Genomic DNA, 20,436 nt, shown 5'->3' on the forward strand with positions numbered 1-20,436 from the left:
GAACAAGACTTTTGTCGTCTTGTCCTAATTCTTTTCCGACACTTTCTTTGAAGGTCTTTTTATTTCGACCATTTCCACGGAAATAATTTAGTTATTGTCGATAAATGGATTTACTTTGTTTCCTGGTTCCGGAACGGATAAAGGCGGCAGTTCCTCTATTAGGTCTTCCAACTCTGGATGGTAGAAAGCTGAAAGCGTAACAGAATACGTTAATGGTTGCAGTTCCTGTTCTGTTGATGTCACTTCCGGCTGTCCAGTGAAGCTGACCGATTCAATCTGGGTAATTCTAGTCAAGCTCTCCAAGGAAGTAAGAAACGTAGACAGGTCTTCATATACTTCCGATTCAACAGACAGATTGACCGTCACTTTTTTCAACCCTTCTGGAAGATAGGCCTCTTCTTGAACGGCCTCATCTTCTTCATCATGCATCGTCTCATACTCTTCTAAAGTAGTAGAAGCCGGAATAAACTCCCCTTCTCCAAAAGACATATTCACAATGGTGCTGTCAGATAGCACTTCTGCTTTTTCCAATTCTAAAATCAGCTGTTCTAAAAAAGGAGTAACCGGGATCTTACGCTGTAATTCTACCGTTGTGTTCCCGTTAGCCTGCGCGGTTTCCTCTTGTTGTTCTAACACTTGAATAAGCTGCTCTTCAATTGCTTTTTCCTGTTGAAGCTGTTCAGCTCGTACTTCCTTTGGTGCATAGGACAAATAATAGAAACCTGCTATTCCTAATACAATGAGGAGAACACAAGAGCTTAGAAGAACATAATGTTTTCGTTGTAGTTCAATCATCATAGTTCTTCGCCTCCATCCTCATTGGTTTCAGTTTCAGTCTCAGTTTCCGTCCCGTCCTCTGTTTCTTCCTCTTCTAATTCATTCATTGACTGAAATGCAGCCCGGTCAAAACCAAGCGTGTATTGACCTACATACCTAGGCAGGACATTCACCGAATCTTCGTCCCCTACCTCAACAGTTGAGATGGATGAAAGATCAATAGAGTGATATAGAGGAGATTCATTTAAATGATAGAGAAAGTAAGCTGCATCCCTTGATTCGTCAAACTGAACGGAAAGGTTTAAAAGACCTGTTTCATCATAGGAAAAACTTTGAATGAAACCTCGCTCTGGTAAGAGCCTGATTAAATCCTGCATCACTGGGACCATTTCCAGCGGATACTCCTCCGCCCAAGCTACCGTATCTTCCAGACGCTGCGCGGAAGAAGAATTTTGCGGACGGTTCATCGCCTCTTCTTTTGCAATCCTTAATTGCTGTACCATCTCAAGATCCTGTTCAGCCGTTTCCACATCATTAGTCACCATATTAGAAAAAGTAAAAAGAATGATTGCCACAAACAATAGGAAAAAGGCACAAATGCCATACACAAGAGGTGTGGTGATATTACGTGATTTTCTCTTTGGTAATAAATCGATATCAACTAGCATCATTGCACCTCTTTTAATGCCAACCCTAAAGAATAGTAGTATTTTGGGTCAACCGTCTCTTGGTCTTGTGTATAAACATCCTGCTCAAACGTATCTACTTTTACAGAAATTTTTTCTCGTAGCTTTGATAATATTAACGGGAAGTTTGGATGGTCGCCATGAAGGAGAACACGATTGATCTCTTCATTCCCTTGATTTAAGGAGTAACGGAAAAAGTTCATAATCCGCTCCACTTCGACGATAAAATCCTCTAAGAAGACATTAAATTGAACAATATCCCCTGCCCATTCTAACTGTGTATTGGTAACCGATACTTCCCAGACCTTCATGTCCTGAGGAAAGGCAACGGTCCGCATAAACACAGGAACATGGTTCACGAAGATGCTCAGAGTAATACAGCTCACGTCAAAATGAACGACTAATAGATGATCCTGTTCATTACGCTGACCAAATTCATAATAAAGGCGATACAGACAAAGTGCAGAAACATCTGCTGCAGCCGGCTTAAGTTTACTTTCTTCAAGTAAATTGGACATCTGTGTTACCACTTCTTCAGGAGACGCAAAGAGCACAAGCTCCGTCTTTTCCGAGCGATGAAGAACATGAACATCAAATACCGGATCCTCAAAAGGCAAGTGAATGGTGGAACCTAACTCCAAATACAAGTGACCAATGATCTCGTCGTCCATAATGTTAGACGGAATGGTCAATTTTCGAGTGACGACATATTGATCTGGAACGACAAATCGGACATGCTTGCGTTTCAGTCCCCAGTCTTCCACACATTCCTCTAAAATTAGACGAAATATATTTTCATCGACAATCTTTCCATCACGGACAATATTTGGCGGCAAAAACCTTTCATTTGTGCGTTTAACGATGAGAGGATCTAAACTCTTCAACTCTACCATTCGAATGACATGGTCACGGATAATAATATTTATGAAGTTGTTTTGCTTTGGTTGCAGAAACGAAAATTCCATCCAGAAAGCTCCTTATGTAAGATGATTTACTAGAAGAGTAAGCTAAAATACCAATGCAGTATCTGTTCCCCTTTAAAATAAGTGATAAATGCTGCCAGTGCGATAGAAGGTCCAAATGGAAACGGGACACCTCTTTTCACTTTTCCTAACAGCATTCCTATAAGTGCAGCAATCATGCCAATTAGCGAAGAGAGAAAAAATGTCAGAATCACTAATTCCCACCCTAAAACAAAACCTAAGACAGCGAATAGCTTTACGTCCCCTCCACCCATACCACCTTTAGAGAGGACGGCAACTAAAAATGGAATTAGGAATCCTACAGCCATTCCAATCAGATGATCCGGGATTGTTTGGAACGGAATGAAGATGCGTTCTATAATAAAAAGTCCTAGGAAAAACAGCAGAATCTTATTTGGGATAATCATATAATGTAAGTCAGATATGACGATGATGATAAGCATGGAAATGAAGGTCCATGCAACAATCAGTTCATAGGTCCATCCCATCAAAAGCGGAGCTAGGACAAATAGCACAGCCGTAAAAAGCTCGAATAATGGATAAATAGGAGACACGGACTTTTGACAGTGCCGACATCTCCCTTTAAGAAATACATATGAAAGGACGGGAACTAAATCTAGTCCCGTCAATGTGGTCTTGCAATTCGTACAATGTGATCTAGGTGTGACTATTGACTCACCCTTTGGAATCCTAAGGCCTACTACGTTGTAGAATGAGCCTAGGAGGAGGGCTGAAATTATTATATATAGATATATATTTATCATAACGATGTTACAGGAGATTAGCCTTTATAAATCCCTTATTCTTCATCATCTTCATCCTCTTCAACTACTGGTTTCCCATTTTCGTCAAGAGTAATTGGATTTCCACCTGTACGAGTAACAGTTACTCCAGTAACTTTTTTATCATCTCCAAAAGTTACACTAACAGAATATTCATCGGAATCGAAGTTTTCCAAATAACTTGCTAAATCTTCTTCATCAGCAGGACTTGTCAAAGAGTTTGAATCGTCTAGTAATGCTAAACGAGCTGCATTCATAGCTTGCTGTCCTACTGCAATTTGGGCATCGTTTCTACTATTTTCAATAATATTCCCAATACTCGGTATAGCAATCGCAGCAATAATCCCTAATATAACAACAACAGCAAGTAACTCAATCAATGTTAACCCTTTTTCGTTCCGAAGCATTTTTCTACATTTTTGTAACATGGTAATTTTCCTCCCTAAATGGAAATATGTAGTATTTATTTCTATTTATAATTCTATTATACTATCTTTCAAATTTCAATAAGATTTTACACGTTTCTACATTTGAATATGGTTAAAAATATCGAACATTGGAACTAGAATAGATGTGACTATAGTCCCTACTATGACAGCGAGCACGACAATCATTAATGGCTCTATCAGACTTTTCAATCTGTCGGTTGCATAGTCTACTTCTTTTTCATAGAACTCAGCGATTTTATCGAGCATGGAATCCAGTGATCCTGTGCTTTCTCCGATGGTAATCATCTGCGTGACAAGCGGTGGAAATGCCCAATGTTCTTTCATCGGACCTGTTAGCGACTCCCCTTTTTCTAGTTCTATTTTACTAGCTGCTAGAACGCGAGCAATGACTTCGTTCTCGACAATTTTCTCCACAATGGAGATGGCCTGCAGAATAGGTACCGAACTGGAGAATAAGGAACTGAGAGTCCTTGTTAACCTCGCAATAACCGCCTTTTGTAACAGCGGCCCGAAGATAGGAATACGCAGTAATGCATAGTCGATATAGTACTTTGTCTGCTTCTGTTTATTCATCGCCATCAGTCCCATGACTGCAGCTAAGACAATTAATAAAAACAACCACCAAAAACTCTGCATCCATTCACTCGCCCCGAGAACGAATCGTGTAATCAATGGCAGGTCCGCTCCAAAGTCACTAAACATCGCAACGAATGTTGGCACTACCCCTACAAGTAAAAAGATAACAACGCCAATGGCAATAACCCCGAGCACTAGTGGGTAGGTTAATGCCGAGACAATCTTTTGTCTTGTTTCGTTCTGCTTTTCAAACTGTGTTGCGAGGCGGTCTAACGTATCATCCAGCGCCCCACTTGCTTCCCCGGCTTTGATCATGTTGATGAACATGGTGGAGAATACTTTTGGATGCTTGGCTGTCGCTTCTGAAAGCGGGTTACCCTGCTTCAGCTCTTCCTCTACATCAAACAGTACACGTTTCAATGCTTTGCTTGAAGTTTGTTGGGCAAGGACATTTGTTGCGTCTACCACTGAAATTCCCGCTCGAATCAATGTGGAAAATTGGCGAAGAAAGATAACAAAGTCACGAAGCTTGACTGGGTTTCCGATGGTGATTTCTTTTGTGAAAATAGATTCGGGAACTTCCTCTAAATTCATTACTCGAATTCCTTTTTCTTTTAGCGTCACAATCGCTTCCCGGCGTGAGCTGCTTGTGATGCTTCCTGTTTGCTTGCCGGCTGTATTTCTGCCGGTATAGGTGAATCTAGGCATGGTGCATCGACTCCTGTAGGAAGCTTTCGGCTGACAGTCTGCTTATATCGCCTTGTTGGATGAGTCTTTTAATGCTCATATCAAGTGTGTGCATCCCTTGTGCTTTGCTAGTTTGCATCACGTTTTGAATTTGATGGATCTTTTCGTTGCGGATAAGATTGGCCACTGCCGGTGTATTGATTAATATTTCGGTGGCTACCTTTCTGCCCTGGCGATCAATGGTTGGAAATAGTCGTTGGGAAATGATAGAAACCAATACAGAAGCAAGTTGAATGCGAATTTGCGCCTGCTGCGGGCCAGGAAACACATCAATAATACGGTCAATGGTGGAAGGTGCACTTGTCGTATGTAGGGTACCTAATACAAGATGTCCCGTTTCTGCTGCCGTAATCGCTGTCTGTATCGTCTCCAAATCTCGTAATTCTCCAACTAGAATGATATCGGGATCTTGTCGCAGGGAAGCACGTAATCCTGATGCGAAACTGTTTGTATCAATTCCAACCTCACGCTGATCGATCATACATTGATTATGGCGATGCAAATATTCAATTGGATCTTCCAATGTAATGACATGTTTCTTCTGCATCTTGTTCATAAAATCAATCATGGATGCCAGCGTGGTTGATTTACCGCTTCCTGTTGGGCCTGTTACAAGAATCAATCCTTGTGGCTTGTCCATAAGAGTTTGCAGAATGGATGGCAATTGCAGTTCTTCCAATGAAGGAATTCTTGTTGGTATGATTCGTATCGCTATCGCTACAGAGTTTCGTTGCCTGTATGCATTAACACGGAAACGCGAGATTCCAGGGACACTGTAGGAAAAGTCCAAATCGCCTTTTTCCTCAAAACGTTCCAGCATGAATTCAGGAATCATTTGTTTCGCAAGTGTTTCCGTGTCTTCAGGAGAAAGCGTTTCTTCTCCATATCGCTTCAACTCTCCATTGATACGGAAAACAGGTGGCACCCCGACAGAAAGATGAATGTCTGATGCTTTGAATTCATATGCGGCATGTAGCCAATTGTTTATTTTTTCAATCATAGTCATTCACCTACTCTGATAAAGCGACACGCAAAATTTCCTCTGTTGTCGTTAATCCCATTTTTACTTTTTCCAATCCATCGTCTATTAAAAAGATGGTATCTTGTTCATATGCAAGTTCCCGAATGGTCGATACGGATTCGTTGTTCATGATCATTTTTTTCATTTTGTCATTGATGACTAATAGCTCATGGATAGCAAGGCGACCTTTGTATCCCGTCATATTGCAAGTCCCGCAGCCTTTTCCGCGCGGTACCTTTTCGACTGTTAAGCCGCGTTTCGCAAATATTTCAATCTCCCTTGCCGTCGGCTCCTCCATCTTCGCGCAATCACGGCATACTTTTCTCACTAAACGCTGTGCAAGCACACCATTGATGGAAGATGCCACAAGGAATGGCTCTACTTTCATATCAATCAATCTCGTAATGGTACTGATAGAATCATTGGTATGTAGTGTACTTAGGACAAGGTGACCTGTTAAGGAAGCACGAATGGCCACTTCTGCTGTCTCTCTGTCACGAATTTCCCCTACCATGATCACATTCGGATCCTGCCGGAGAATGGCACGCAGCCCTTTTGCAAAGGTCATTCCGACATTCGTATTAACCTGAATTTGATTGATTCCTTCGAGCTGATACTCGACTGGATCTTCGACGGTAATAATGTTGATCTCTTCACTGTTTAAGTGATTTAATGCTGCATAAAGCGTCGAGGATTTTCCGGAACCCGTCGGACCTGTAATTAAAATGATACCGGTCGGTCGATGAATCAGGTCCATAAAGCGTTCGTTGTTCTTTTTATTGAACCCTAGCTGAGAAATATCGTTCAAAGCGCTGCTCATATCGAGGATACGCATCACAATTTTCTCTCCAAAAACTGTAGGCAAGGTGGATACACGGACATCAACAGGATGAAAATCAAAATTCGTTTTGATTCTACCGTCCTGCGGTACGCGGTGTTCGGTAATATCCATTTTTCCAAGTATCTTAATTCTTGCTATCAATACGTTCTGTGTATGTTTTGGTAAAGTCCTCTCGGTTCGAAGCACCCCGTCAATACGGTAGCGCACGACCACCTTCGTCTCATGAGGATCAATATGAATGTCACTTGCCCTTTGCTGTACTGCATTTTGCAGGAGCTGATTCACAATCCGTACAATGGGAGAATCATCTTCGGTGATACTTTCTTCCTGCACCTTCATTTCTACATTTGCTTCAAAACCATCCAACAGCTCGTCCATGGAGTCGGTAGTTTCATAATATTTATTGATGGAGCGCAGGATATCATCCTTTGTTGCAATAACTGGCTCCACTTCAAAACCTGTGGATAAACGCAAGTCATCCATGGCGAAGAAATCCATCGGATCTGCCATTGCGACAAACAGTTTATCCTGTTCCTTTTTCAACGGAATAATCAGGTTTCTTTTTGCGAAATCCTTGGAGATTAAATGAATCAGTTTTTCATCGAGCGGGTAACGGTACAAGCTGACATGGGGAATTCCTAATTGAAATTCCAATACCTCTATCAGCTGCTGTTCTGTTATATATCCTTTTTGAAGCAGGACATCTCCAATTTTCTGTTCGCGAGTTTTTTCTTTTAATGCACTTTGCAACTGACTTTCTGTGATGATCCCGGCATCAACTAGCAGGTCACCAAGTCTTTTTCTGATTTGTACCATTGGATTCATCCTTTTGCGTCACTTATTTGCCGATATAGCCACTTCCAGATCCCGGGTCTTCGTTGTCATCATCGTTCGTATTCCCGTTTCCTGAGCCTGTGTTATTGTTGTTCGTTCCGCCTGTGTTGGAGTTATTATTCGAATTCGTCCCACCGGTGTTCGTATTTTGGTTGCCGGATGTATTGTTTGTATTGGTATTTGTACCGGAAGTGTTTGTGTTGGTATTAGTATTTGTGTTGCCGATATTTGTGTTGGTTCCTGTATTTATGTTTGTTCCGTTGTTCGTGTTGGTATTTGTGTTCGTTCCAGTATTATTTCCGATCGTATTCGGATTGGTTGGATCTGTTGTAACAACAGGCTGGGTTAATGCATGTAGTTCCACACGCTGAATTGGAGCATAATAATCTTCACTGTAAACAATGGTTTCTGTAATCTGTCCGGAAGCATCTGTTGCCGTTCGAACGAGCTGAACATAGGAACCATTTTTGCCCGTCTCTTTTACACGCGATCCTGAGCCTGGAATTGTTGCAGAATACTGAATAACGGTTTTAGGTGAGAGTGTCTGCATCTCCACTTTATTCACTTCATAGGTAAATGGAAGTGGACCACCCTTTAATTCGCCTGTTAGGGATGCACCATTGACTGTAATGGTGATGGTATATTCACTCGTATTTGGATTGGTAAAAGCGAAATCCATCTTTTCTTGTTGAAAACGCGCTTCATATCCCTCTGATGCCCAAGTAGGAAGCTCTTTGGAAATATGCCGCTCTACTACAGCGAAATTGGTAGGTGCGATTAATTCAAATAGCATGGACGCAAACATGCTAGCAGCCTCATCAGATAAAGTAAGCTCTTCTTTCTCCAGCCATGTTTCAACAGAGAAAGCTTCACTTCCCCGAAGTTTAATTTCCTTCCCATTTAAAACTTCCTGAAGCTCTTTCATAGCCGTTTGACCTGCAATGTTCATTGAAATTTGAAGATTTGTCTGATCCATCACTTCATCATCAACAAGGTAATCTGAAAATGAAAAAGTATGGTCTCCTTCTTTAAGATGAGAAGCTACTTCTTCCAGATCTTTTTTCAATTTCTCCGTATCCATGGCAGAAAAAATATCAGATGTTTGAGAGAGCAATTCGATTTGTTCCAACAATGTTCCATTTGGGAGCTCTACTTTTAATGGATTTTGAGAACTGTCTTCCGCAAGTTCTACCGATTCAGGAATGTAAAAAGTAAAAGCTTCTTTCGGGAAAGGTTGAAGTTCTCCAGCCCACTCTAAATAAATTGTTCCATTGGTTATCCAACTGTTTTTAGCCTTTTCCACCTTTTCCAATGCATCTGTTTTAGATGTATTGCTCACTTCCGCATTTGCGATAAGAGTGGATTCAGAAAATGAATTGGTGTGCGGCAGCCACTGATTGGTGACCAGGGTTCCCACTTGTGAAAAACAAAAAATAAATAATGTACAGACTAGCAAAGCTGCCAATAGTTTTAAACTTTGCATCCCTTTCCCTCCAAACAATCACCTAATCATTTTTATATTAATCTATAATATCTGCGTACTTTTCTAGAAACCTTTGGATGAGCCGTTTGTTATGCTGTTTTTTTGTTTCATTGTGTGTTGTTTTTCAGATGAAGATATGAATAATGGCAATCTTTGAAGAAGAATAGCAGTAAGCAGCAGGAGAAGTATCATCAATAATATGCTATGCCATAAGGTGAGAAGGTCGAATATGTATATACCTAACGTGCTGACCACAAATGCTATTGTGGGAATGACCCATTTCCCTGTTTTGGAAAATTTCATCGGAAATAAAAAGAATAGTGCCAACAGTAGTAGAAGTGCCAGACCGGCAAATAGATAGTCCCCCAACTCGTCACCGCTTTCTATGTATTTTTACGTATATTGTAGAAGTAAGTAGACTATTGTAATTGTATAATAAAGCCAGGTATTTTGAAATAGTAGATTACAAGATAAAACATTTTATTGAAAAAATTGTTTATTTGAGATAACTCGTATACATTCTGTTTCCTTTCGTTTCAGGTGTTCGCTTTCCGCGGGACGATGCTTGAGCCTCCTCACTTCGTTGCGGGGTCTCAACCAACCGTTATCCCCCGCAGGAGTCTCACACCTTGCACTTCAGTCAACAGGGGAAGTCTTTATTACTTTTATTATTAAAATTTTTACATATCCTTGAAACATTTTTGAATCTCGGCCGTTAGTGTTGTGAAAGGGGGGCCAGATGAAACAATCTATTGATGATATTTACGAAGAGCATATGCAGGATATTTTCCGGTACCTCCTTTCTTTATGCAGGGAGCACCACCTTGCGGAAGATCTTGTACAGGAAACTTTTTTGCGTGCATATTTATATTTGGAGAATTATCAGGGTGAGGACGTCAAGCCTTGGTTGTTCCGGATCGCTCACAATGCCTTTATCGATCACTATCGAAAGCATAAGCGGACCATCGTGAAGGAACAAGGCTTTTTCCAACGGCTATTTGGCAAAGGAAAAGGAACCGAGCAGGAAGTGCTTTTGAAAACTGAGGTTGCCGAGGTTATGGATGTGATTAACACGCTCAATGAGCAACAGGCGCAAGCGATCCTTCTCTATGATTATCACAGTTTCACCTATAAAGAAGCTGCCGAAGCTCTAGGCGTAACAGATACATATTTTAAAGTACTGCTTTATCGTGCACGCCAAAAAGTTAGAAGTATTCAAGGAAAGGAGAACGAAAGGAATGAATGATGACTTTAAGAAAAAATTAGAACGTTATGATAAAGACGAAATGACACCCGAAGAAAAGATAGAGTTTGAAAAAGAAATGAGCGCTCAGGAAGAACAGTGGATGAAGCCCACCCTGGAAAAAACGAAGCAACGGAAAATATTGCGGGCAAGCAAGTGGAAGGCGAGGATAAATACTGCACTAACAGTTATTCCTCTCTTACTATTGATTGTCATGATTTCTTCTTTTTTAACAAACTTCTATTATTACGGTTTTTCGGATGAGTATAGCCGGTCGCAAAAATTAAGTGATGTGATTAATTTTTCACAGGTCATTACGGATCCATACGCAAACAAGTACACTGCCGATACCAAAGTAGGAATGTTCTTGAATATGAGCGCAACAAAGGAACTTCGTAAAACAGTAGGGAAAGAATCATACCCTATTGGCGAAATGGAAGTTAATTTTCTATTCTCAAAGATGGGAATTGTAGATAAGAAGTTTTATGGGAAAGACGACCAACTCCCAGAGATCCATCACCCTTCCTTGTTGTCAAAGCACGGAATAGATTCGTCCTCTGAGTGGGAAAGGCTTGAAATGCTTCCAGAGGGAACTGTTTCAACCGCTTTCGTGACATTTGATGAGGTTCTTTCGACAGAACAGGTATTTGAACTTTTTAAGGCAAAAGATTTGGATGTACTCTGGTTTCCCGTCGTAACATCTGAGGAAGCAAGGGACCATTATCCAATATCGAACATTGGTTTTCCAAACTATCCAATTTTCCACAGCGATGATTGGAAGCTCATCTCTAAAACAGAAGAGAAATCATTCTTAAGTTCTTCAAGCTCTGAAACTCGTGCCGCACCAAATTATGTGGAAGGCGATACAGAAATGCTGCACACATACTTTGAAAAGACCCTTCGTTTCTTAGCTGACTATCAAGAAGAATTCGATGAGATTCAACAGATGCATGGCAATATTCAAATAAAAGAGGCTCTCTCCTACTTAGAAGATCATGGCATCTCCCATCATGGTGTAGTCATTACCGGACCAACAAAGGAAGTACTCTCATTGAAGGAAGAAGAATGGATAGGAGCCATTCAAGTTGATGAAGTGGCTCTATGGAATTGGAGCGATTAATTAAGTCCAGTCAGGAAATCACCAGTGACTCAAAAAAACTCTCGCCATCAATGGACGAGAGTTTTTCTTTTATGAAGTTTTCCGATACTCCGCTACTTTATTCCTGCCAGCTTTTTTCGCCCCCACATACATCGCTCTGTCTGCGTGGCGGATCAAGTCAAGCGTGTCCTCGGCATCGTCTGGTGCTGTCGCGAAGCCGATGCTTGCGGTTACCTTCACCATTTGAGCTCCTTGCGTTTCACGAATATGCTGCTTAAGAGCAAAGGATCTTGTAGCTAGGTGCACCCTGATGCGTTCGGCGAGTTCAAAGCATTGTCCGCGTTCCATATCAGGAAGTAAAATAACGAATTCCTCTCCACCATAACGGGCAACTGTTCCTTTATTGCCGACAAGGGCAGTGAGCCTATCAGCAACCTGCATGAGAATTTCGTTACCACTTTGATGTCCATACACATCGTTCACTTTCTTGAAGTGATCAAGATCTAGCATGATGAGTGAGAGAGATTTCGAATGACCTTTGTTCAATTTATCGTATTCTTTATCTAATACACTTTCAAAAAAGCGATAGTTGTATAGTTTAGTTAATGCACAGCGTTCACTTTTTTGTTTAGTCTCCTGATAGTGTCGTGCTTTTTCCATTGCCACTCCAAAGTATGAGCAAAGGATATCAACAATCATTAATTGAGATTTATCATAAGTCCGCTTTGATGTGCTTGCTAACAACACGAGCCCCTCAATCTTGTGATTTCGGATAACCGGAACACACATAAGACTCTCCATTTTTGCAGGGAGATGTGTTTTGGACATATGCTTCCACTCTTTTTTAGTAAAATAGCAGACGCTTTTTCCACGTTTCAGCATATAGGCCAAAAGCTCTTCATCATCTGTATGCAAAATAGCATTGGCTTCCACACTGTTTTCCTTGTCCATGACGCGAAGGACTTTCATGATTTTTTCCCCGTTCACATCAATAATCGCAGCATAATCCACCTTAAAAAGCGTCGAAATTTTATCTAAGAAGACATCCAGAACGCCTTGTGTATCAAGCCTTTCCGTCAACTGATGTCCGACATCCGCTGCTTGCTGAAGGTAAACATTAACCTTCTGACTGGAATGGTAGAGTTGAAGAATGAGCGTAAGGATGACAAACGGTAATCCAACATACAGTAGTGCTACCGGACCAACCTGCTCATATAGCATGTAGAGAATCAAACCTACAGGCAATACCATAATGCTTGTTACAGCGTCCCATTTGGTGTCAGGTGTGATGAATTTACTTTTACGTTCATAGATTTGCACTTGGATAAAATAAAGAGCTACTGTATTAAGGGTGAAATAAACAAATTCATGTGCAAGAATCGGTGTAATGACACCTATATTGAGAAGTCTCGTATCACCGGGTGTCCCTCCAAGTAGATAAAAGACGAACCCGGCAATTAAGGATATACCGGAAAACATGAGCATATTGATAGGAATCCTGAGTCTATTGTCACTGTTGAAGCGCATATAAGCCATCAATGCGAGAACGGAGACTAAGGTCACGATCATTTCAATGAATAAACCGAAGGATAAGAGGGCCGCCAAGGAAACACCCTGCGCCAGAAATAATGGTACCTCTCCGACGACGATTGGAATAAGGGCGAGTATGATAGCTAACACCAGAAATCCAACTATGTGCCACATCGGCAAATCTTCTATCACAACAGGAGAAAGCTGATATCCTAGCCACAAAAAGATGGGTACCATGACAACAAAGCTTGTCCAAATTACCGCTTCTTTTTGGCGACTTACTGCTTGAACCACCAAACTTACCCCTCCCTTCTTTACCCTTTTTTTCGACAGACTTTTGCAATAATTAAATATTATCAAATTTTCTAACATTTGTCACAACAAAAATAGGATAATTATCCCTTATTTCTTTTCCCCACATTATGTGAGTATAGTCCTAATATCAGAAATGAAATATAAAGAGCCGGTTATCAGCAACACAGAATTGTCATCAATCCTTGATATAGCAGTCTGTAACGCTGTTTTCCAATTCTCTTCAAACTCTTTTTTCTGAAGTTCGCACACCTGAAAAACATCTTCCGCACGTGCTGCCCTAGGAAAATTAAAAGAAGTAAAAATTATTTCATCTGCAATAGTTTCCAATTTACGGACCATCATTTCAATTGGTTTGTCTTTTAAAGCGCTGAATAAGACAACTACCCTTTTATTAGAAAAACTCATTTTTATCGTATTCACTAACGCGTCAACGGCTTCTTCATTATGGGCGCCATCGAGAATAATAGGCGGTTCTTTTTGAATCAATTCAAATCGACCAGGATGTTCCGCCTTCATTAGCCCAGCTTTTAACACTCGCTCATCAAATTCCATACCCCATTTATCCGTTAAAAGTAAATAAGCCATGATAGCCAATGATGCATTGGCTGTCTGATGCTCTCCCTGTAAAGATAACTCCAGTTCCTCCATGTTTTTCTTTGCAGACCGAAAAGAAAGCTTTCCATCTTCCATCTGATAAGAAAATTCTTCTTCCATAAAATAGACCGGACTTTCTTTCATGAAAGCTTCTTTTTGAATGACGTCTTTTGCCGCAAGCTTTTGTTCCCCGGAAATAACGGGAACTCCCCTTTTGATGATCCCTGCTTTATGATGGGCTATCTCCTCCACAGACGACCCAAGAAATCCTATATGATCATGTCCAACGTTCGTGATGATGCTGAGTGCTGGTGTCATTATATTCGTGGAGTCCTCTCTCCCGCCGAGCCCTACTTCAATCAACGTGATATCCACCTTTTTGATCGTGGCAAAATAATAAAACGCCATCGCCGTCTGCAGTTCAAATTCCGTTAACCCGGCTTCTTCTAACCCATGATTAGTAAACACGTGGATGATTTCCACCATTTCTTCATCTGTTATATATGTTCCATTGACAGACAGTTGGTCATTGATGAAACGATACGCAGGTGAATGGAAAACCCCTACCGCAAGTCCCGACTCTCTTAATACACTCTCTAAGAAGCGCAAGGTAGAACCCTTCCCGTTTGTCCCACCAATATGTACAATCTGTAATTGATTTTGAGGATTACCCACTTTTTCTAAAAACTGAAGAATCCTGTCCAGACCAAGGTTTATTTCATTTTTTATCGTAAAATTAACTCTTTCTTGTAGATCTTTAAATGACAAAAACATATTAATCTCCTTTTTACTTATCTGTTAGGTTAAAATGAAAAGTATTAATAACTTGAGGTGGAACTATGATTAATAAACTTCCAAATGCCTTCTCTGTTCCAGAAAACATACGGACAGATTTCTCGAAAAATAAGAGTATGCTGGTTAAACGGTCCATCATGTCGCCATTAAGACAATTAAAACTGTATAAGGGAACCTCTCCTATCTTAATGGTCATTCCCTCCACAGACATCAACTTGCTGGCTCTCGGGATAACTTTGCAAGAAGTCTCTAATTGTCACTTAATGATAATAAAAAGATTGACTCCAAAGCTAGAAATCAAGATACAACGATATATCTCCCAATACAATATCCGCGGATTGATTGGCGTGGAAGAGAAAGAAAACAACGGGTATGAATATATGTACAATGATCATTTTCATCCCCTCATAAACTATATAACACAAAAATACATAGACACAACTGTTCCCAATACCATCACAACGGAAGAGGATTATTGCCTCAAAGAAAATAAGCCGTCTGTGAAGTTTTTCATCAATAAAAACGATGCACCTTCTTTTTTGCCTGTACTTCTTTCCTTATTAAAAGTGTTGCCAACCCAAATCGAGCATAACCAAGAACCTTGGACCACCGCTTCTGTGTCGGAGGCCTTTAAGGTCAGTATGATTACCCCTTTTAACCGGTTGGAACTGACAAGGGAAACGAAAGATCAATGGGGACTTAATGAACATGATTATGTTTTTGTTTTGAATCCCATTACAGGCTCTTTTCGTAAATGCATTGTCTATGAAACGAAGAAGAATTTAGGTGTTAATGAAGTCATCCTAAGTACTGGTGTTAAGAAAAGTTTGTTCGGTTCATCAGCTGTCGAGCCTATCCTTATCCAAAAGGCGGCAAGATTTCCCGTTCATCATATTCAAACACAGAGCGCCAGTGATGTTCAGTTAAATCGAATTGTTGTATCAGATAGCATGATGAATAAATTGAAGGCAACGGAATCGCCTTACATCGAATTAATGAATCCTCATACCGGAGCATCTTTTGATTTTCATATTTCTCAGTTAGCCCATCACCCAGGACTATCGGACGACAAAACGATCAAGCTGAACTACATTCAAAGACAGTTCTTAGAGTACGAACAGCCACCTGACTTTGTCCCACCTACTGTCTTGAAGGATCTTTTTCTGAATTTGAGTTTGACAGAGCCCGAACAACTTTTACTAAAGAGTACATATGGTGAAGGAAAAGTTTTGGAGCGAATCAGCTATCAAGAATCACTTAACCTCAAAAAAGCACTGAAAAATGCGGGTTATTATCATACATTTATGTATCCTGTTAACCATTATTATAAGGAAGCTAATAAACTATCCGTAAAAAAGCGAATCACTAACAAATTGCTTACTGCTTTTATCGGAAACAAGCAGCTTTCATTAAAGGTGATCAGGCCGTATACATCAGATGAGACAAGCAACATCATCCGCTTGACGAAAAGCACCATGACCTTGCTTGGAATTGAAGAGGCCGATACGGTAATCTTATCTTATCGTAATAAAACCGCAAAAGCGCAAGTTCTGGAGATGAATGATCTGGAGTTGATTAAAGAAACGAACATCATGTCTTCTAGCAGCATGATGAATATATCCGTTGCGGTTCCTTCCACGATCAGGACTCACTTAGGACTGAACAATATCGGAAAAGTCATCCTGGTGGAACGTGATATGACCTTTCTTTTGAAGAAAAATTGGAACATTCAATTTGTCCCGATTATCGCGGTTATGTTCACCGTATTATCAGTTTCCATTTTTACTACATGGACACGAATCTTATTGCTCTTACTTTTCGTCCCATTATCGATGTATGTTACGCTATCAAGAGTTCGCTATAGCATCTCCAATAAAAAACAGAGTTAATACCAAAAGGATGGAGCCCTCATGAATTTTAATCTATGGGAAAAAACATTCATTGAAGAAAGCTTTCAAGGCAATCAAGAAGGCTTTCATTATATCGAAGGCGACCTGCCGATTCTTTTATCTGCTCCCCACAGCGTTACGCAGCAACGTAACGGAAAAGAGAAACAGGGAGAATTCCTGACTGGCCCAATGGTCATGCACCTTCAGCAACAATTAAACTGCCATGCCATCTTTAAAACGAATAATCTGATGGATGATGCCAACTATGATCCTATAAGCACGTATCGTGATTTTATAAAGCAATTAGTACTGGAGCATTCTATTCTCTTCCTTTTGGATTTTCATATTATGGCCCCTACAAGACCCTATAATATCGACCTTGGCACCGGTAGAGGAAAAAACATCCGACACAATCAAGGTCCGAAAATTGTTAACCATATACAACAAACGCTTATAGACCATGGCATCAATGATGTGCTTATTGATAATATCTTTACTGCAGGCTACCCACATACGGTATCTGCCGATGTTTCAAAAAGCTGCAATATCTTTTGTTTGCAAATTGAAATGAATTGGAAGCTACTTGAAGGCGCATCCGATTCCCTTTACTTTAAAAAAATTCTTAAAGCAATAGAGACCATCATTCACTATCTCGCATCAATGGAGGATCACACATGAAACACTTAGTATGCTGGATTATTTATAACGGAAACCTTCCTCAGCAAAAATTTATTGAACTAGCTGAATGGTTTGATACGGAAGCTAAAAAACATAATATCTCAACTAAGCTCATGAAAAATAATGACCTGTTTCCAAGCGTGACGGATGGGAAGGCAACATTGGAAGGAATTCATCACAACCACGAGATGCCAGATTTCGTTTTTTTCCTTGATAAAGATGTGTTACTTGCCCGCCACCTAGAAAAGATGGGCATTTCCGTCTATAACAGTGCTTCCTGCATTGAAATTTGTGATAATAAATCGCTCACATTTCAAACCCTCTCAGATCACGGAATACCGATGCCAAAAACCCTTTTAGCTCCAATGGTATTTCATGCTCATGAGAATCTCGAACCCTTTTACCATGCTGCAGAAATTCTAGGTTTTCCGCTTGTTGTAAAAGAAGCATATGGTTCATTTGGGATGCAGGTTTATTTGATTGAAACATTAGAAGAATTGCTTGCGAAAGTGAAGGAAATAGGAAACAGACCTTTTCTGCTGCAAGAATTCATCTCATCTAGCAAAGGCAAAGATATCCGTTTAAATGTCGTAGGAGACGAGGTTGTTGCCTCGATGATGCGAATATCGGAAACTGATTTCCGGGCAAACGTGAGTAATGGGGGAAAAATGTTGAAGTATGAACCTACATCCTATGAAAAAGAAGTCGCCATCCGTAGCGCAAAACTTGTTGGGGCAGATTTTGCCGGGGTAGATCTCCTATTTACTGAAGACGGCTCCCCGCTTGTTTGTGAAATCAACTCCAATGCCCACATCAAAAATATCTTTGATTGCACTGGAATCAATGTTGCAACATATATCGTCCCACATATTTTGAAGAAGTGGAAAGAGACCCAACATGAAAACTAAAGGCTGGCTTATTTACGAAGAAGAACACGCCAAAAAGAATAAAGCTTTTATTGATTGGTTTTTGGATGAAGCCAAGGAATTACATATTAAACTGGATTTCATCTTGCAAGACCGTATTTCTTTTGGTGTTCAAAACAATGAGTTGGTCATTTTATTGGATGAGGCACCATTGATTGAAACACCAGACTTTGTCATCATGCGAAATATTGATCCACTTTTTAATGAACAGCTAGAACGCATGAAGATTCCTTGCTTCAACTCCCACCACGTTTCGGCCATCTGTAATGATAAAGCAAAAACCCATCAATACTTGGCAGGCAAAGGGATACCAATGTTGGATACATATTTCACCACAGCTGACGAACTCCTCACAGGAAACCTCCCTCTCCCATTTCCGTTTGTCATTAAAACGCGGACAGGCAGAGGCGGCGGCGATGTCTTTATGGTGGAGAATACCGAACAATTGGAAGCGATACATGACCAACTTTCCAATCGTTTCATTATCCTTCAGCCACTTGCCAGATCACTTGGAAAAGACTTGCGAGTGTATGTATTGGGAGAAGAAATCGTTGGCGCTGTGCTTCGCTCCAATCAAAAGAGCTTTAAAGCCAACTACACTCTTGGTGGACAGGCAGAAACTTATGTATTGAATGAGGCTGAACTTACTGTCGTAAATAAAATAATTCAGCAGTTTGAATTTGGCCTTGTTGGCATTGACTTTTTATTTGATGAAGATGGTAGCCTGCTTTTCAATGAAATCGAGGACGTTGTCGGCTGCCGGACATTGTGCTTAACAAGCGACATCAATATTGTAAAAAGATACTTAGAATTTATTTTACAAAAGCTTGCAACAGGAGAGAAATCAATATGACATTTCAAACTATGAAAGAAGCTGTTCCTTATATTTATTCCTCCCTACTGAAAGCAAAGCCTTTTCAAGCCGAGGAGAACGATGCGGTTACACGTGCTCCCCACTTAACGAAGGAATTATTGAGTTGTCTTGACCTTATCCCTTCCGGTGACAAAGTGATTCTTGTCACCGGAAGTAAGGGCAAAGGCTCCACATCCCGCATGATGGCTGCCATCCTCCGCAAGATGGGGTTGAAGGTTGGATTATTTACTTCACCACATCTGATTGATTATAATGAGCGAATTCGGGTGAATGGAAAAGCGATTTCAGATGAAGCGTTTCTCACTTATTTGAATGAGCATGCGCAGACCATTGATAAGATTACAGCTTCCATTACGAATCCTCAACATTATCTTGGACCGACCGGAATCCTGCTTTCTGTCGCACTTGCCCACTTTCAATCAGAAGCAACCGACATCAATGTCATTGAAATTGGCCGGGGCGGCGCATATGATGACACAAATGTTTTGGAAAATAAATGGGCCGTACTGTCAAAGGTTATGGAAGAACATCTAGGATTCCTTGGGCATTCATTGGAGGATATTGTCCGACATAAAGTAGGAATTGTAAAAGAATGTACGGACTATTCTGTAGTTGGTAAGCAGTCTGAGGAAGCGTTGGAAATGATGAAAGAAATGATTGGGAAGTCAGCGGCTTTTTATGGTGAGGATTACATGCCTGCAAACGTAGTTGCTAGCTTGAGTGGAAGTATTTTTACATTACAGACCAAGTTTGGAAGATACGACGATTTGTCCGTCCCATTATTGGGATCCTTTCAAGTGGAAAACGCAGCACTTGCAATTCAAGCCTGTGAAACTGTGATGGGTGAAGCACTTCCGAGGGACATTTTGAAGGAAGCACTACGAGAATTAAGGTGGCCTGGTAGATTAGAAGTAGTTGCCGGGAACCCGACTGTTGTGTTGGACGGTTCCATTAATCGAGTTTCCGCAGCTTATTTAATAGAGGTTTTGCCACTCGTGGATTCCAGGAAGGTTGCTACTATCATTTCCGTTCCTTCGAATAAAGATTATGAAGGGGTAATGGAGGTTTGCAGTGAGTTTTCCGATATTTTGGTGGTGACGAGACCTGATAACTCGCATAAGTTGTTTCCGGAAGATGCACTTGCTGTTGCTCGGAAATACCACTCGAATGCTGTGGAAGTCGGGTTGCTGTCAGAGGCAGTTGCGCTGGTTAGGACGTTGGAGCCTACTCTCATCTTTGTTGTGGGAACGCAGTCGATGATTGGCAGTGCCAAGGAAATTTGGAAAGATTCATTGATGGATATTGGATAGATTG

At 40.7% G+C, this 20,436-nt stretch carries 19 protein-coding genes; 8 read left to right on the forward strand and 11 right to left on the reverse strand.

The window, feature by feature from the left end:
* Positions 1-87: 87 nt before the first annotated feature.
* The 9 genes from K7887_RS15690 to K7887_RS15730 form a co-directional block, all read right to left on the reverse strand.
* On the reverse strand, positions 88-798 hold the full coding sequence (locus tag K7887_RS15690) for a pilus assembly protein PilO (RefSeq protein ID WP_223490418.1): 711 nt from the start codon (positions 796-798) through the stop codon (positions 88-90).
* The gene (locus K7887_RS15695) at positions 795-1,448 is read right to left on the reverse strand and encodes a PilN domain-containing protein (RefSeq protein ID WP_223490420.1); all 654 of its coding nucleotides are present in this window, start codon (positions 1,446-1,448) and stop codon (positions 795-797) included. The genes K7887_RS15690 and K7887_RS15695 overlap by 4 nt, the downstream gene beginning before the upstream one ends.
* Positions 1,445-2,428: a type IV pilus biogenesis protein PilM gene (pilM, locus tag K7887_RS15700; RefSeq protein WP_223490422.1), complete on the reverse strand. Its 984-nt coding sequence runs from the start codon at positions 2,426-2,428 to the stop codon at positions 1,445-1,447. Before pilM ends, K7887_RS15695 begins: the two co-directional genes overlap by 4 nt.
* A 29-nt stretch (positions 2,429-2,457) precedes the next feature.
* Positions 2,458-3,210: a prepilin peptidase gene (locus K7887_RS15705; RefSeq protein WP_223490424.1), complete on the reverse strand. Its 753-nt coding sequence runs from the start codon at positions 3,208-3,210 to the stop codon at positions 2,458-2,460.
* A gap of 35 nt (positions 3,211-3,245) precedes the next feature.
* Positions 3,246-3,656, reverse strand: a complete 411-nt coding sequence (locus tag K7887_RS15710; protein WP_223490426.1) for a type II secretion system protein — start codon at positions 3,654-3,656, stop codon at positions 3,246-3,248.
* A gap of 96 nt (positions 3,657-3,752) precedes the next feature.
* Complete coding sequence (locus K7887_RS15715) at positions 3,753-4,961, reverse strand: type II secretion system F family protein (RefSeq protein WP_223490428.1); 1,209 nt, start codon at positions 4,959-4,961, stop codon at positions 3,753-3,755.
* A complete protein-coding gene (locus tag K7887_RS15720) occupies positions 4,954-6,000 on the reverse strand; it encodes a type IV pilus twitching motility protein PilT (RefSeq protein ID WP_223490430.1) in 1,047 nt (348 codons plus the stop codon). The genes K7887_RS15715 and K7887_RS15720 overlap by 8 nt, the downstream gene beginning before the upstream one ends.
* Before the next feature lie 10 nt (positions 6,001-6,010).
* Positions 6,011-7,678 (reverse strand): GspE/PulE family protein, encoded by a 1,668-nt coding sequence (locus tag K7887_RS15725; RefSeq protein WP_223490432.1) that lies wholly within the window; start codon positions 7,676-7,678, stop codon positions 6,011-6,013.
* Between the two features lie 22 nt (positions 7,679-7,700).
* The gene (locus K7887_RS15730; protein WP_223490434.1) at positions 7,701-9,179 is read right to left on the reverse strand and encodes a VanW family protein; all 1,479 of its coding nucleotides are present in this window, start codon (positions 9,177-9,179) and stop codon (positions 7,701-7,703) included.
* 229 nt (positions 9,180-9,408) lie between these two features.
* On the opposite strand from K7887_RS15730, the gene K7887_RS22980 reads away from it, so the two are divergent.
* From K7887_RS22980 to K7887_RS15740, 3 genes are all read left to right on the forward strand, one after another.
* Positions 9,409-9,540, forward strand: a complete 132-nt coding sequence (locus K7887_RS22980) for a hypothetical protein (protein ID WP_263290306.1) — start codon at positions 9,409-9,411, stop codon at positions 9,538-9,540.
* A 378-nt stretch (positions 9,541-9,918) separates the two neighbouring features.
* Positions 9,919-10,425 (forward strand): sigma-70 family RNA polymerase sigma factor, encoded by a 507-nt coding sequence (locus K7887_RS15735; RefSeq protein ID WP_223490437.1) that lies wholly within the window; start codon positions 9,919-9,921, stop codon positions 10,423-10,425.
* Positions 10,418-11,542 (forward strand): anti-sigma factor, encoded by a 1,125-nt coding sequence (locus K7887_RS15740; protein WP_223490439.1) that lies wholly within the window; start codon positions 10,418-10,420, stop codon positions 11,540-11,542. The genes K7887_RS15735 and K7887_RS15740 overlap by 8 nt, the downstream gene beginning before the upstream one ends.
* Before the next feature lie 69 nt (positions 11,543-11,611).
* On the opposite strand, the gene K7887_RS15745 is transcribed toward K7887_RS15740, so the two are convergent.
* Both K7887_RS15745 and K7887_RS15750 read right to left on the reverse strand, forming a co-directional pair.
* Positions 11,612-13,345, reverse strand: coding sequence for a sensor domain-containing diguanylate cyclase (locus K7887_RS15745; RefSeq protein WP_223493674.1), 1,734 nt, complete (start codon positions 13,343-13,345; stop codon positions 11,612-11,614).
* Positions 13,346-13,471: 126 nt separating this feature from the next.
* Complete coding sequence (locus tag K7887_RS15750; RefSeq protein WP_223490441.1) at positions 13,472-14,734, reverse strand: bifunctional folylpolyglutamate synthase/dihydrofolate synthase; 1,263 nt, start codon at positions 14,732-14,734, stop codon at positions 13,472-13,474.
* A 65-nt stretch (positions 14,735-14,799) separates the two neighbouring features.
* Here K7887_RS15750 and K7887_RS15755 point away from each other — a divergent pair, with 65 nt between their 5' ends.
* The 5 genes from K7887_RS15755 to K7887_RS15775 are packed head-to-tail and all read left to right on the forward strand — an operon-like array spanning position 14,800 to position 20,432.
* A complete protein-coding gene (locus K7887_RS15755; RefSeq protein WP_223490443.1) occupies positions 14,800-16,644 on the forward strand; it encodes a hypothetical protein in 1,845 nt (614 codons plus the stop codon).
* Between the two features lie 21 nt (positions 16,645-16,665).
* Positions 16,666-17,322 (forward strand): hypothetical protein, encoded by a 657-nt coding sequence (locus K7887_RS15760; RefSeq protein WP_223490444.1) that lies wholly within the window; start codon positions 16,666-16,668, stop codon positions 17,320-17,322.
* Complete coding sequence (locus K7887_RS15765; RefSeq protein WP_223490446.1) at positions 17,319-18,230, forward strand: ATP-grasp domain-containing protein; 912 nt, start codon at positions 17,319-17,321, stop codon at positions 18,228-18,230. The genes K7887_RS15760 and K7887_RS15765 overlap by 4 nt, the downstream gene beginning before the upstream one ends.
* Positions 18,220-19,101 carry an ATP-grasp domain-containing protein gene (locus K7887_RS15770; RefSeq protein ID WP_223490448.1) on the forward strand — a complete coding sequence of 294 codons (882 nt, stop codon included), beginning with the start codon at positions 18,220-18,222 and terminating at the stop codon, positions 19,099-19,101. The genes K7887_RS15765 and K7887_RS15770 overlap by 11 nt, the downstream gene beginning before the upstream one ends.
* Positions 19,098-20,432 carry a bifunctional folylpolyglutamate synthase/dihydrofolate synthase gene (locus tag K7887_RS15775; RefSeq protein ID WP_223490450.1) on the forward strand — a complete coding sequence of 445 codons (1,335 nt, stop codon included), beginning with the start codon at positions 19,098-19,100 and terminating at the stop codon, positions 20,430-20,432. Before K7887_RS15770 ends, K7887_RS15775 begins: the two co-directional genes overlap by 4 nt.
* The last annotated feature ends 4 nt before the right edge of the window (positions 20,433-20,436 follow it).

Origin of the sequence: Sutcliffiella horikoshii (assembly GCF_019931755.1) — a bacterium.
Lineage (GTDB): Bacteria > Bacillota > Bacilli > Bacillales > Bacillaceae_I > Sutcliffiella_A > Sutcliffiella_A horikoshii_E.

Coding starts and splice junctions, on each gene's coding strand:
- K7887_RS15735 (WP_223490437.1), top strand. CDS start 9,919: ATGAAACAATCTATTGATGATATTTACGAAGAGCATATGCAGGATATT.
- K7887_RS15775 (WP_223490450.1), top strand. CDS start 19,098: ATGACATTTCAAACTATGAAAGAAGCTGTTCCTTATATTTATTCCTCC.
- K7887_RS15695 (WP_223490420.1), bottom strand. CDS start 1,448: ATGATGCTAGTTGATATCGATTTATTACCAAAGAGAAAATCACGTAAT.
- K7887_RS15710 (WP_223490426.1), bottom strand. CDS start 3,656: ATGTTACAAAAATGTAGAAAAATGCTTCGGAACGAAAAAGGGTTAACA.
- K7887_RS15715 (WP_223490428.1), bottom strand. CDS start 4,961: ATGCCTAGATTCACCTATACCGGCAGAAATACAGCCGGCAAGCAAACA.
- K7887_RS15765 (WP_223490446.1), top strand. CDS start 17,319: ATGAAACACTTAGTATGCTGGATTATTTATAACGGAAACCTTCCTCAG.
- K7887_RS15760 (WP_223490444.1), top strand. CDS start 16,666: ATGAATTTTAATCTATGGGAAAAAACATTCATTGAAGAAAGCTTTCAA.
- K7887_RS15740 (WP_223490439.1), top strand. CDS start 10,418: ATGAATGATGACTTTAAGAAAAAATTAGAACGTTATGATAAAGACGAA.
- K7887_RS15755 (WP_223490443.1), top strand. CDS start 14,800: ATGATTAATAAACTTCCAAATGCCTTCTCTGTTCCAGAAAACATACGG.
- K7887_RS15730 (WP_223490434.1), bottom strand. CDS start 9,179: ATGCAAAGTTTAAAACTATTGGCAGCTTTGCTAGTCTGTACATTATTT.
- K7887_RS22980 (WP_263290306.1), top strand. CDS start 9,409: ATGTATATACCTAACGTGCTGACCACAAATGCTATTGTGGGAATGACC.
- pilM (WP_223490422.1), bottom strand. CDS start 2,428: ATGGAATTTTCGTTTCTGCAACCAAAGCAAAACAACTTCATAAATATT.
- K7887_RS15770 (WP_223490448.1), top strand. CDS start 18,220: ATGAAAACTAAAGGCTGGCTTATTTACGAAGAAGAACACGCCAAAAAG.
- K7887_RS15750 (WP_223490441.1), bottom strand. CDS start 14,734: ATGTTTTTGTCATTTAAAGATCTACAAGAAAGAGTTAATTTTACGATA.
- K7887_RS15720 (WP_223490430.1), bottom strand. CDS start 6,000: ATGATTGAAAAAATAAACAATTGGCTACATGCCGCATATGAATTCAAA.
- K7887_RS15705 (WP_223490424.1), bottom strand. CDS start 3,210: ATGATAAATATATATCTATATATAATAATTTCAGCCCTCCTCCTAGGC.
- K7887_RS15725 (WP_223490432.1), bottom strand. CDS start 7,678: ATGGTACAAATCAGAAAAAGACTTGGTGACCTGCTAGTTGATGCCGGG.
- K7887_RS15690 (WP_223490418.1), bottom strand. CDS start 798: ATGATGATTGAACTACAACGAAAACATTATGTTCTTCTAAGCTCTTGT.